At 65.1% G+C, this 12,340-nt stretch carries 14 protein-coding genes; 7 read left to right on the forward strand and 7 right to left on the reverse strand.

Going from position 1 to position 12,340, the window contains the following annotated elements:
- Positions 1-171 precede the first annotated feature (171 nt).
- Positions 172-1,269 (forward strand): redox-regulated ATPase YchF, encoded by a 1,098-nt coding sequence (gene ychF, locus H8S47_RS18045; protein WP_187505160.1) that lies wholly within the window; start codon positions 172-174, stop codon positions 1,267-1,269.
- Between the two features lie 18 nt (positions 1,270-1,287).
- On the opposite strand, the gene H8S47_RS18050 is transcribed toward ychF, so the two are convergent.
- Entirely contained in the window at positions 1,288-1,686 is a 399-nt protein-coding gene (locus tag H8S47_RS18050) for an excalibur calcium-binding domain-containing protein (protein ID WP_235983041.1), read from the reverse strand.
- Between the two features lie 165 nt (positions 1,687-1,851).
- On the opposite strand from H8S47_RS18050, the gene H8S47_RS18055 reads away from it, so the two are divergent.
- On the forward strand, positions 1,852-2,364 hold the full coding sequence (locus H8S47_RS18055; protein ID WP_187505161.1) for a hypothetical protein: 513 nt from the start codon (positions 1,852-1,854) through the stop codon (positions 2,362-2,364).
- Positions 2,365-2,502: 138 nt separating this feature from the next.
- On the opposite strand, the gene H8S47_RS18060 is transcribed toward H8S47_RS18055, so the two are convergent.
- Entirely contained in the window at positions 2,503-2,742 is a 240-nt protein-coding gene (locus H8S47_RS18060; protein ID WP_187505162.1) for a hypothetical protein, read from the reverse strand.
- A gap of 124 nt (positions 2,743-2,866) precedes the next feature.
- On the opposite strand from H8S47_RS18060, the gene H8S47_RS18065 reads away from it, so the two are divergent.
- The 4 genes from H8S47_RS18065 (at position 2,867) to H8S47_RS18080 (ending at position 6,877) form a co-directional block, all read left to right on the forward strand.
- Positions 2,867-3,232: a hypothetical protein gene (locus tag H8S47_RS18065; RefSeq protein ID WP_187505173.1), complete on the forward strand. Its 366-nt coding sequence runs from the start codon at positions 2,867-2,869 to the stop codon at positions 3,230-3,232.
- 51 nt (positions 3,233-3,283) lie between these two features.
- Positions 3,284-4,918 carry a hypothetical protein gene (locus H8S47_RS19170; RefSeq protein ID WP_328805621.1) on the forward strand — a complete coding sequence of 545 codons (1,635 nt, stop codon included), beginning with the start codon at positions 3,284-3,286 and terminating at the stop codon, positions 4,916-4,918.
- A gap of 178 nt (positions 4,919-5,096) precedes the next feature.
- On the forward strand, positions 5,097-6,401 hold the full coding sequence (locus tag H8S47_RS18075; RefSeq protein ID WP_235983042.1) for an alkaline phosphatase family protein: 1,305 nt from the start codon (positions 5,097-5,099) through the stop codon (positions 6,399-6,401).
- Positions 6,402-6,415: 14 nt separating this feature from the next.
- Complete coding sequence (locus H8S47_RS18080) at positions 6,416-6,877, forward strand: MaoC family dehydratase (RefSeq protein WP_187505163.1); 462 nt, start codon at positions 6,416-6,418, stop codon at positions 6,875-6,877.
- 279 nt (positions 6,878-7,156) lie between these two features.
- Here the strand turns inward: H8S47_RS18080 and H8S47_RS18085 are convergent, their stop codons facing one another.
- The 5 genes from H8S47_RS18085 to petA all read right to left on the reverse strand — a co-directional run bounded on the left by H8S47_RS18085 (position 7,157) and on the right by petA (position 11,724).
- The gene (locus H8S47_RS18085; RefSeq protein ID WP_187505164.1) at positions 7,157-7,804 is read right to left on the reverse strand and encodes a hypothetical protein; all 648 of its coding nucleotides are present in this window, start codon (positions 7,802-7,804) and stop codon (positions 7,157-7,159) included.
- A 462-nt stretch (positions 7,805-8,266) separates the two neighbouring features.
- On the reverse strand, positions 8,267-8,815 hold the full coding sequence (locus tag H8S47_RS18090; protein ID WP_187505165.1) for an adenine phosphoribosyltransferase: 549 nt from the start codon (positions 8,813-8,815) through the stop codon (positions 8,267-8,269).
- Positions 8,816-8,963: 148 nt separating this feature from the next.
- On the reverse strand, positions 8,964-9,806 hold the full coding sequence (locus tag H8S47_RS18095; RefSeq protein WP_187505166.1) for a cytochrome c1: 843 nt from the start codon (positions 9,804-9,806) through the stop codon (positions 8,964-8,966).
- Between the two features lie 21 nt (positions 9,807-9,827).
- Positions 9,828-11,147 (reverse strand): cytochrome b, encoded by a 1,320-nt coding sequence (locus tag H8S47_RS18100; RefSeq protein ID WP_187505167.1) that lies wholly within the window; start codon positions 11,145-11,147, stop codon positions 9,828-9,830.
- A gap of 10 nt (positions 11,148-11,157) precedes the next feature.
- Positions 11,158-11,724, reverse strand: a complete 567-nt coding sequence (gene petA, locus H8S47_RS18105) for a ubiquinol-cytochrome c reductase iron-sulfur subunit (protein ID WP_187505172.1) — start codon at positions 11,722-11,724, stop codon at positions 11,158-11,160.
- Between the two features lie 203 nt (positions 11,725-11,927).
- On the opposite strand from petA, the gene H8S47_RS18110 reads away from it, so the two are divergent.
- The coding region (locus H8S47_RS18110; RefSeq protein WP_187505168.1) for a tRNA (cytidine(34)-2'-O)-methyltransferase at positions 11,928-12,340 on the forward strand (413 nt) is incomplete at its 3' end.

Raw genomic sequence — 12,340 nt, forward strand, 5'->3', positions numbered from 1 at the left:
GCCGGTTTCCGGATCGTGGAACGGTTGCGGCTCGCGCTGGCCTACCCACCCCCAGCCCCTCCCTTTCAGGGAGGGGAGCAGGATGAACTCGTTTCTCGCGCGCCGCCTTCACTGGCCTTCCGGCTGCGCGTCGCCTAAAGCGCCCGCACATTCATATACCAAGGGCACATCATGGGTTTTCGCTGCGGCATCGTGGGGCTGCCGAACGTCGGCAAGTCCACTCTCTTCAACGCGCTGACCGAGACGGCCGCGGCGCAGGCGGCGAATTATCCGTTCTGCACGATCGAGCCGAACGTCGGTAACGTCGGCGTGCCCGACAAGCGGCTCGACGCGCTGGCGAAGATCGCCGGATCGCAGAAGATCATCGAGACCCAGCTCGGCTTCGTCGACATCGCCGGCCTGGTGCGCGGCGCGTCGAAGGGCGAAGGGCTCGGCAACCAGTTCCTCGGCAACATCCGCGAGGTCGACGCGATCGTCCATGTGCTGCGCTGCTTCGAGAATGGCGACGTGACGCATGTCGACAACAAGGTCGACCCGATCGCAGATGCCGAGACGGTCGACACCGAGCTGATGCTGAGCGACCTCGAAAGCCTCGAAAAGCGCGTCCCGAACCTCGCCAAGAAGGGCATGCAGGGCGACAAGGAAGCCAAGATCGGCGCCGCCGTACTCGGCCAGGCGCTCGAACTGCTCCGCGAGGGCAAGCCCGCGCGGCTGACCGTGCCGAAGGACGAGGACGAGGCGCGCGTGTTCGCGCAGGCGCAGTTGCTGACCGCGAAACCGGTGCTGTACGTGTGCAACGTCGACGAGGGCGATGCGGCGAACGGCAATGCGCTGTCGGCGCGGGTGTTCGAGAAGGCGAAGGCCGAGGGCGCCGAGGCGGTCGTGGTGTCGGCGGCGATCGAGGCGGAAATCGCGACGATGCCCGCCGAGGATCGCGGCGAGTTTCTCGGCGAGCTTGGGCTGGAGGAGACCGGCCTCGCCCGCGTCATCACCGCGGGGTACAAGCTGCTGCATCTGCTGACGTTCTTCACGGTCGGCCCGAAGGAAGCGCGTGCCTGGACCGTCCACGAGGGCGCGACCGCACCGCAGGCGGCGGGCGAGATCCACGGCGATTTCGAAAAGGGCTTCATCCGCGCCGAGACGATCGCGTTCGACGACTTCATCGCGCTGGGTGGGGAATCGAAGGCGCGCGAGGCGGGCAAGCTGCGCGCGGAAGGCAAGGCGTATGTCGTGCAGGACGGCGACGTGATGCACTTCCTGCATAGTTGAGGATTTGGCGGCGGCGGGTTAGCGATAGTTTTCGCAGGCTATCCCGTCGCCGTCGCCGTCCATGCCGGCACGATAGCCCGGCTGGCCGCGGTGGAGCGGCGCGGCCCCCGCCGCCCGCACTTCGCGACACCCGCTGTAGAAGACCGAGCTTTCCGATCCGGCGCTGGCTGACGGGCGAGCCGGGGTCGATGATCGGTATGCCGGTCGAACGACGTTGTAGGGCTCGGCGTCAACGACTGGCCGGGCAGGCGCGACGATACCCCGCAGCGCTGGCGGCGCGGTAACCGGCATTTCGGGTGCAGCCTTGGTATCGACGATGGCTGGGGGTGCAGTCGGCTGCGGTTCGGTGGCTTTCCAGACACCGGCAAACATCAATGTCGAGGCGACCGCCGTGACCGCGATAAAGGAGCGCTCCATGACGCACCATATGGGCGTAGTGGTTGACGAAGACTTATCGGTGGGTTGCTGGCTTCGCAGCCGGAAAGAGAAAGTCCCCGCTCCGACACCTGAGGCATAACCTATGCGCTAATCCGGAACGTTGCTACCTCCGACCGGCGAGCAGCGGAATTTGAGGAGCGTAGGATGCGTCACACTTTGTCGGCGGCGATTGGAGTTGCCATCTTGAGTTCTGCCTCAGGCTCCGCGAGCACTGTGCAAGGTCTGGTTTCGGGCATCTATGAACTGGACAACGCGCGGAGTGACAACGCTTTTAAGGTGATCGACGGCGCTACCGCCAACATTCCCGACGACAAGCGCCCTCGCATTCGGATGAGGCTCCGCAAGTCCATTGCGGTAAATAGAATTAGAATTTCCACCGCAGGACGTCGATTCGGGATCGCATATGATGCCAAAACACCTATCGTAGTTTGGTTAGGCGAAGAGCCGATCAAGTGGAAGCTTATCCCAGAACTTGTTTTCGATGTATCGGTAAAATCGGATGGCGGAACCATCGCTCTAATATTCCGTGGCGAATACGGCGAGCGGACGTCAAAGTATCATAGTGTAGGCCAGGACTTGGTGGAGAATACCACCATCGTCAACCCGCTATGCTCTACGCCGATCGTCTATAATCAGGTGTACAGCAAAATTAACTGACAGGATTTAATGGAAAACTACTGGCGAGACGCGGTTGAACGGTCTTCGTTCCGTAGATGCAGATGCCGGTCAAGATGACCTGTCTAGCGTCTGCTTTTCGGCGCACTACGACCGTGAACGAACGACCGCAACCGGGCGTTAGCCATCGGTCCTGGTATGATCGGGCAATGCCAGCGGGCGTCTTGCTGCCTTGCGACCTGCGGCGGCGACTATGACGGCGCTGGACAGGAGGATGCCGGATACGAGCGCGCCGACCGATAGCAGGCCGGCGGTGGTCATCGAGGCGTCGAAGGTGGTGCGCTTGCCGATCCGGATCGAGACTTTGGCGGCGGGGGTGCTTGGGGTTTTGGTGCGTTCGGAGTGCGTTGGGGTCTTCATGCGTCGAGGCTGAACCTTTCGCGGCTTTCGGGCAAGGCTGCGCGTTTGCGCTGCGAGGACTTTGGCGGGGTCGGGGATAGACTGCGAGGTTGTGGCGGGTCGTGCGGGGGGTTAGACTGTCGTCATGCTCGCGCGCCTGATCCTGGCTTTGCTCCTTGCTGCGTTTGCGTTTCCTGCGGTGGCGCCGGCGGCGTGTCATGATGCGCCTGCTTCGCGCGGACATGGCGCCGTCATCGATATGGCGGCGATGGGCGGGGCGCATGAGTCCGTGTCGGATCATGGGTCGGATCATCGGGCGGGTCACGAGGCGCCCGATCGGAAGGCGACCCCGCTGCATGGGTGTATCGGGTGCGTGCCGCCTTCGAACTGGAATGGCGCCCGCGTTCTGGGCGTGGCGTTGCGGGAGCCGGTCATGGTGACCGAGCGGGTGGCGGTGCTGGATCTTGGGGCTGGCGTCGCGCCGGCTTTGCGGCCTCCGCGAGAGGCTTGATCGTCGGGTGCTGATGCGCCCCGATTTTCAGGCTTTTCCAAGGATATACTAATGACTCGATATAGGTTTCTCGCGGCTGATGCCGTGAGGGCGATGGCGCTTGCTGGCGGTGTCATGGGGGCGGTGCTGCCCGTCGGTGCGGCGGCGCAACATTCCATGTCCATGCCGGGCATGACGATGCCGGATGCGGCTCCCAAGAAGACGGTGAAGAAGGTCAAATCGCGGCCGGTGACTAAGGCCGCCCCAGCCGCTCGTCCGCCGCAGTCTGGCGGTACGGTCGATCATTCGACCATGGACCATTCGGCGATGGGGCACGCTGCTCCGGTCGCGCCGCCGACTCCGGCCGCGCCGTCTGCGATGCCGGGAATGGATCATGCGCAGATGGATCACTCGGCGATGCCCGGTATGGCGATGGATCATGGTGCCATGGATCATGGCGCGATGGGGCCCGCGATGATCGTGGACCCCGCCTATCGTGCGGCGTCCGATGCGGCGGTGGCGAGGATGCCGGCGGGGTCGGTGATGGCGGGGATGGCGATGGGGACGTCGGCCGGCTTCTACAGCCAGGGCAGCGGGACATCGCGGCTGCCGGCGGCCGAGGGACCGATGCGTGGGTATATGACGCAGGCGGGCGAGTGGATGCTGATGGCGCATGGCTATGCGTGGGGCGTCGTCACCGACCAGGGGGGCCCGCGCGGGAAGAGCGAGGCGTTCGTGCAGTCGATGGCGATGCTGATGGCGGACCGCGATCTGGGCGACCGGTTTCATATCCAGCTGCGGGCGATGAACAGCCTCGAGCCGCTGATGGGTGCGCGGGGCTACACCAATCTGTTCGCGACCGGCGAGCTGGCAAACGACCGGCCGCTGGTCGATCGGCAGCATCCGCACGACCTGTTCATGGAGCTTGCCGCGAAGGTCGATTACCGGCTGGGGAACGGCAACACGCTGTTCCTGTACGGCGGGCCGGTCGGCGAGCCGGCGCTGGGGCCGAGCGCGTTCATGCACCGGGGGTCGGCGCGGTATCAGCCGATGTCGCCGATCACGCATCACTGGTTCGATTCGACGCATATCACCTATGGCGTGGTGACGGCGGGCTATGCGACGCCGGCGTTCCAGCTGGAGGCTTCGGCGTTCAAGGGACGCGAGCCAGACGAGCATCGTTGGGGGATCGAGACGCCGCGACTCGATTCGTGGAGCGTGCGGGGCACGTGGACGCCGTCGCCGTTCTGGGCGGTGCAGGTGAGCCATGGCCGGCTGAAGGAGCCCGAGGCGCAGCATCCGGGCGAGGACGAGAACCGCTCGACCGCGAGCGTGCAATATGCGCGGGGCGGGCTGGCGACGACGTTTGCGTATAGTCTGAAGGACCGGGTGCCGGGGGAGAAGCTGAGCGCGTTTTTGGCGGAGGCGACGTACGAACTTTCGCCGCGGCATGCGGTGTTCGGTCGGGTCGAGAACGTGGCGAATGACGAGCTGTTTCCGGATCACGATGATCCGCTGCATGATCGGAAGTTCCGGGTGACGAAGGCTGAGGTCGGATATGCGTACCGCTTGCCGATCGTGGGGCCGCTTGGGTTGGCGCTCGGGGGGACTATTGCGGCGTATGCCAAGCCGGCGGCGCTGGACGCGGCGTATGGGAAGACGCCGGTGAGTTGGACCTTGTTCAGCAAGCTGGCGGTGGGGTTGTAGGCTGCATCACAGCGCACAGCGCTCCTTGTTCTCCCGCGAAGGCGGGAGCCCAGGCTGGGTCCCCGCCTTCGCGGGGAAACAAGCGAGGGCAAGCTCGCCTCCGCACGGATCGCTTTCGCTCGCCGGTCGTGCCGAGTAGGGATCGCGCGAGGTCGGCACCTGCTCGGGACGAACGGTTATGATGAAGACGACTGTGCTCGCATTTCTGGGGCTGGCACTCGCCGGGTGTGCGTATCCGTACACGCCCCCTGCCCTTGCGCCGATTACCGCACCTGCCCCCGCATCGACCGCCGCTGCGGCGATGCCGGGTGAAACGCGCGCGCCTGTCACGATTCTCGTGTCGATCGACGGGTTTCGGCCGGATTATCTCGACCGCGGCGTCAGTCCGAACCTCAACCGGCTGCGCACTGGCGGCGTGTTCGCGAGCATGCGGCCGTCGTTTCCCAGCGTCACCTTTCCCAATCACTGGACGCTGGTGACGGGTCTGCGGCCAGACCGCAGCGGGATCGTCGGGAACAAGATGGAGGATCCGGCGCGACCGGGCGAGACGTTCACGATGGCGACCGACGATCCGTTCTGGTGGAGCGAGAGTTCGCCGATCTGGGTCGATGCGGAGAAGGCCGGGATCCGGACCGCGACGATGTTCTGGCCGGGCGCGAACGTTGCGGTCGGGGGGACCGCCAAACCGAACAGCCATGGTGCGATCGAGGGCGGGACGCGGCCGGAGGACTGGCAGCAGTTCAACCAGCAGGTGTCGGGCACACAGCGCGTCAACGCGGTGCTCGACTGGATGCGGCGGCCGGCGGCGATCCGGCCGAAGCTGGTGACGCTGTATTTCGATACGGTCGACAGCGCGGGTCATGCGGGCGGGCCGGACAGCGCCGGCGTGACTCAGGCGGTGGCGGATGTCGATGCCAGCATCGGCGCGCTGGTCGACGGGTTGGCCGCGCTGGGGCAGCCGGCGAACCTGGTGATCGTCGCGGACCACGGCATGGCGGCGACGAGCAGCACGCGCGTCGTGGCGCTCGATACGATCGCGGACAAGGCGGATTATCGCACCGTCGAGATGGGGCCGTACGCGACCCTGTTCGCGGTACCTGGGCATGAGGCGGCGCTGGAGGCGCGGCTGCTGAAGCCGCACGATCACCTGCAATGCTGGCGGAAAAGCGAGATTCCGGCGCGGTTCCATTATGGGCGCAACCCGCGGGTGCCGAGCTATCTGTGTCTTGCCGATGTCGGCTGGCGGGTCGATGCGAGTGCGCCGACCCGGGCTTCGGCCGGTGGGATGCACGGCTATGACAACATGGCGCCGGAGATGCGTGCGCTGTTCATCGCCAACGGGCCGGCGTTCGTTCGCGGCAAGACCATCCCGAGCTTCGATAACGTGGCGATCGAGCCCTTGCTGCGCGACCTGATCGGGTTGCCGGCCGAGGCGGGGCTGGACGGAACCGCTGCTCCCTTCCAGAAGGTGATGCAACGATAAGAGGAGAGGTTCGCGTGCAGTATTTCGAGGATATCGAGGTCGGTCGGACCGCGTCGTTTGGCTCCTATGCCGTCACCCGCGAGGAGGTGACTGAGTTCGCCGCGAAATATGATCCGCAGCCGTTTCACCTGTCCGACGAGGCCGCGGCGCAGACGCATTTCGGGCAGTTGTCGGCGAGCGGCTGGCATACGTGCGCGATGACGATGGCGATGCTGGTCGCGCATCTGAAGGAGAACGAGCAGGCGGGGCTCGGGTCGCCGGGAATCGACGAGTTGAAGTGGGTGAAGCCGGTGTATCCGGGGGATACGCTGCGCTGCGAGAGCGAGGTCCTGGAAAAGCGCGTGTCGGCGAGCCGGCCCGAGATGGGAATCTTCAAGAGCCGTATGCGGGTGTTCAATCAAGACGACGTGATGGTGATGACGTTCGTTTCTAATGGACTGGTCGCAACGCGCCCGACGGAAGCGCCAGCTGGCTGACTGGTGGGCGTCAGCCCGAACACTCTCTGGCTCTCATGCAGTAGTGATTCACGCGAAGGCGCAAAGGCGCAAAGCTAGACAGAAGGTTTGTTCACGCGGAGGCGCGGAGGCGCGGAGAAGATTTGGGATGACCGAGCCGCTTGGTGAGCTTTGAGGCCTTTTGGGAGGAGGTCACCCTCCTCTCGCCCACTACAACTCTCCGCGCCTCCGCGTCTCCGCGTGAAACCTAACTCCTTCTCTTCGCGCCCTCGCGCCTTCGCGTGAACCAATCTTCGCTAGTTACTTGGGCGTGCGAACGCCGCCGGGATTGCCGCCACGAAATCCGCGGTTGCCGCCACCGAAGCCACGCCCCTGGCCACCGCGATTCTGGCGGTATTCGCGCCGATCCTGACGCGCCTCCCCGCGATACTGCTGGCGCGCTTCGCGACGTTCGCCGCGGAACTGGTCCGGCGTGATCTGGCCGTTGCGGAGCTGGCCGCGATCCTGGCGGCGGTCCTGGCGGAAATCGCGGTTGGCTTCGCGACGATCCTGACGATATTCGCGCGCCGCGGGATTGTTGCCGCGGGCGAAATTGCCCCAGTTGCCGTTGCCGCGGTAATTGCCGCGACGACCCTGCCAATAGCGCTGTTGGTTGCCGTTCCAACGATAGGGGCGACGGTTGCGATCGTAAACGTAGACGCCCGAACCGGGATAATAATAGTCGCCGTTCCAGCCGTAATAGGAATTCAGGCCGCCATAGCCCGCGAACCCATCATAGCCGCCGCCATACCCTGCACCGTAATAGCCGCCGCCATACCCGCCCCCGTAATAGGGGTCGCTCGCATAGCCGAGGCCAGCGCCGCCATAGCCGTAACCGTCGGTGCAGCCAGCGACGCCCAATCCGAGGCCCAGGGCTAGGCCGATAATGCCGAAGCGTTTAATAAACATGGAAATTCTCCCGTACGCGGAGGGCGGACACAACGCGCCGCCATTCGTCGCACAACGGAGACACTATGTCGCAAGTTCCATGAACGAGGTCTGACGGGATTTCGTACCGGGGGCGGGAATGGGGTCTGACAGGGTTTGGGGTTCGGCAGGAGCTTGGAGAGGAACCGGCACGCCCTTCCTTACTGTTCCCTGGCGGACGCGGGAGTCCAGGCTAACGGAGCGCCGCGGTACTTAGCGGGGCCCCCGCGTCCGCGGGGGAACAGTTTTGGGGAACGGTTTGGGAGGGATGCTTCCCCCCCGGCGGAGGCCGGGGCCCAATTGGAATGGCTGAGGTAACGACGCGACGTCCTTCGTTAGGGACGTTCCCCAATTGGACCCCGGCCTTCGCCGGGGGGGAGCTGTATGGGGCGCCGTGCACACGATATGCGAGCGGCGGGCGCGCAGCAGTCTCGTGGCGGGCGATCAGTGGCCGGGGAAGTGGATCAGGGCTGAGGCTTCGATGCCGTCCGAGCGGAGCGCGTCTGCGCCGCCGAGCTCGGGGAGGTCGACCAGGAACTGCGCCTGCGTGACGATCGCGCCAGCTTTGTGAAGCAGGCGGACGGCGGCGCGGGCGGTGCCGCCGGTGGCGATCAGGTCGTCGACCAGCAAGACGCGCGCGCCGGGGGCGAAGGCGTCGGCGTGGATCGCGATGCGGTCCGTGCCGTATTCGAGGGCGTAGTCTTCGGCGATGGTCGCGCCGGGGAGCTTGCCGTCCTTGCGGATCAGCAGGACGCCGGCCTTGAGCGGTGCGGCGAGCGCTGCGGCGAAAAGGAAGCCGCGGGCTTCGATGCCGGCGATCAGGTCGACCGGCCCCGAGACCGCCGCAACCATGCGTTCGATCGCGGTCGCCCAGCCGTGTGGGTCGAGCAGCAAGGTCGTGATGTCGCGGAACTGGATGCCGGGCTTGGGGAAGTCCGGGATGGTGCGGATCAGCGCCTTGAGGTCGGCGTTCTGCTCGGCGAAATCGGACATGGATCGTTCCCTTCGTTCCGCTCGACGGCGGCGGACAGGCCGAGACGCGATGCTGCGCCCCAGCCGAAACGAAAGCGGCGGATCGGGCTTATCACCCGTCCGCCGCTCCCTCTATCCGTGCGCCCTTACCGCGGGAGCCCAGCCGTCATCAATGCTTAACGTCGCGCCAGACGTTCTGGTACGCGCCCCAGGCGAGGCCGCAGAAGATCAGGATGAAGATGATCGACGCGAACCCGGCGGCGTGGCGTGCCTCCAGATTGGGCTCGGCGGTCCAGGTCAGGAACGCGGAGACGTCGGTCGACATCTGGTCGATCGTCGGCTTGGTGCCGTCCGCATAGGTCACCTGACCGTCCGAAGTCAGCGGCGGCGGCATCGCGATGTTGAGGTTCGCGAAATACGGGTTGTAGTGGAGACCCTCGGGCGTCTTGATGTCCGGGAATTCCTTCAGCAGCGCGGCTGGCTGCGTCGTGTAGCCGGTCAGCAGCGAGTGGACGTACGCGGTGCCCTCCTCGCGTGCCTTGGTGATCAGCGAGAGATCGGGCGGCAGCGCGTTGTTGTTCGCGGCGCGGGCGGCGACCTCGTTCGCGAATGGCGACGGGAAGCGATCCGACGGGATGTTCTTGCGCGTTGCCGCTTCACCCGTTTCCGGATTGATCGACGGCTGCTCGATCACCCACTGGTTGGCGATCGCCTTAACCTCGGGCTCCGAATAGCCGATCTTCTGCAGGTCGCGGAACGACACGAGCCGCAGCGAGTGGCAGGCGGCGCAGACTTCCTTGTAGACCTGGAACCCGCGCTGGAGCTGGCGACGGTCGAACTTGCCGAACACGCCGTTGGAGGCGAGCTCGAGTTCCTTGGGGTGCTTGTGCGCGACGCTCTCGGCGGTCGGCGCGACGGGATCGGTGATGACCCCCGCGACGCTGCCGAAGAGCGCGATGCCGAGCACCAGCACGAAGGCCGCGCCGACGATGGATGCGATGAGACGAACCATGTGTGTGTCCTCGAGTTCGTATCAGTGCGCGGCGTGCGGTGCAGGCGACGTCGTGGACGTCGCAAGCGCAGTCTTGGCCGGGCTGGTGCCACCGTGGTTGGCCAGAACGGCCTCGGTGATCGAGTTGGGCAGCGGCCGCGGACGCTCGGAGCGCGAGATGATCGGCAGGATGATCAGGAAATGCGCGAAGTAATAGGCCGCGCAGATCTGGCTGAGGATCACGTAGAACGCGTTCGCCGGGGCGCCGCCGCAATAGCCGAGCACCAGGATGTCGGCGACCAGTACCCAGAACGCGATCCGCGCCTTGGGCCGGTAGTTCATCGAGCGGACCGGCGAGCTGTCGAGCCAGGGCAGGAAGAACAGCAGCAAGATCGAGCCGAACATCGCCAGCACGCCCCAGAGCTTGGCCGGCAGGATGAAGTCCGCGGTGAAGGCGCGCAGGATCGCGTAGAACGGCCAGAAATACCATTCGGGGACGATGTGCGCGGGCGTCGAGAGCGGGTTCGCCGGGATGTAATTGTCCGGGTGGCCGAGATAGTTCGGGAAGAAGAACAACAGGCTGGCGAAGATCAGCAGGAAGATGCCGAGCCCGAAGCCGTCCTTCGCGGTGTAATATGGGTGGAACGGGACGGTGTCCTGCTCGCCCTTCACGTCGACGCCGGTCGGGTTGTTCGAGCCGGGGATGTGCAGCGCCCAGATGTGCAGGATGATGACGCCCGCGATCACGAACGGCAGCAGGTAATGCAGCGAGAAGAAGCGGTTGAGCGCGGCGTTGTCCGGCGCGAATCCGCCCAGCAGCCAGATGCGGATGGTGTCGCCGACCAGCGGGATCGCCGAGAAGAACCCGGTGATGACCTGCGCACCCCAGAAGCTCATCTGACCCCAGGGAAGGACGTAGCCCATGAACGCGGTGGCCATCATCAGCAGAAAGATGACCACGCCGAGCAGCCACACCATCTCGCGTGGTGCCTTGTACGAGCCGTAATACAGCCCTCGGAAGATGTGCGTGTAGACGACGATGAAGAACATCGAGGCGCCGTTGGCGTGGGCGTAGCGCAGGAACCAGCCCGCGTTGACGTCGCGCATGATGCTCTCGACCGAGTCGAACGCGACCGCGCCGTTGGCGGCGTAGTGCATCGCCAGCACGATGCCGGTGACGATCTGGATCGCCAGAGCGGCGCCGGCGAGGACGCCGAAGTTCCAGAAGTAATTGAGGTTGCGCGGGACGGGATAGCCGCCGCCGAGTGAATTGTAGACGAGCCGGGGAACGGGAAGCCGCTCATCCAGCCACCGCGTCAGCGGCAGCTTCGGTTCGTATTGCTTGGCCCAGGGAAAGCTCATGTCGTTTTCCTCAGCCTACCGTGACGACGGTGTCGGAGTTGAAGGCGTATTCCGGCACGTGGAGGTTGGTCGGTGCGGGGCCTTTGCGGATGCGCGCGGCGGTGTCGTAGGCCGACCCGTGGCACGGGCAGAAATAGCCGCCGAACGGGCCCTTGTTCTCACCCTCGCCCGCGCCGAGCGGGACGCAGCCGAGATGCGTGCAGACACCCAGCGTGATCAGCCAGTTCTTCTTGCCCGCCTTGGTGCGCTCTTCCAGCGTCTGCGGATCGCGCAAGGTCGAGATATCGACCGCGTCGGCTTCCGAGATTTCCTTGGGCGTCAGGTTGCGCACGAACAAAGGCTGCTTGCGGAAGCTGGTCTTGATCGCCTGGCCGGGGAGGATCTTCGACAGGTCGATCTCGGTGGTCGACTGCGCAAGCACGTCGGCGCTCGGGTTCATCTGATTGATCAGCGGCAGGACGATCGCGACCGCGCCCACACCGGCGAACGAGACGGCTGCGATATTGATGAAATCACGGCGGCGAGGGTCATGGGCCTCTTCGTGAAACGGCTCTGGCGATTCGCCGGGAGGAACCATGTCGTCGACTGTCGCCATTCATCTCGCCCTTGCACGTTATTTTTTTCGTGGCCGACTGGGCTTTCGGTTTCGCGAAACCACATGCCCATTCCGCCCGACCGTCCCCACGGAGGCTGCGATCTGATAGACGGCGGGACGACGGTTTGCCAACTGCATTTTGCTTTGGGTTACCCCCGAAGCCCCGCTGCGCTAGGGGATCGGGCATGCGTATTGCCCTCTACCAGCCCGATATCGCCGGAAATGTCGGCGCAATCCTGCGCACCGCCGCGTGCATGGGAATCGGTGTCGACCTGATCGAACCGATGGGATTCACCTGGAGCGACAAGGCCGTCGCGCGCTCCGGCATGGACTATGTCGGCGTGGTCGACGTGGTGCGGCATGTCGATTGGGACGCGTTCCTGGGACAGGTAACCGGGCGGATCGTGCTGCTCACGACGAAGGGCGCGGTGCGGCTGGATGTGGCGGAGTTTCGCGAGGACGACGTGCTGCTGATGGGGAGCGAGGGGGCTGGCGTTCCTGACGAAGTGCATGCGCGGGCGGATGTGCGCGTGCTGATCCCGATGCGGCCGGGGTTGCGGTCGATGAATATCTCCGTGGCGACGGGGATCGTGGCGGC

The organism is Sphingomonas albertensis (assembly GCF_014358075.1).
Lineage (GTDB): Bacteria > Pseudomonadota > Alphaproteobacteria > Sphingomonadales > Sphingomonadaceae > Sphingomonas > Sphingomonas albertensis.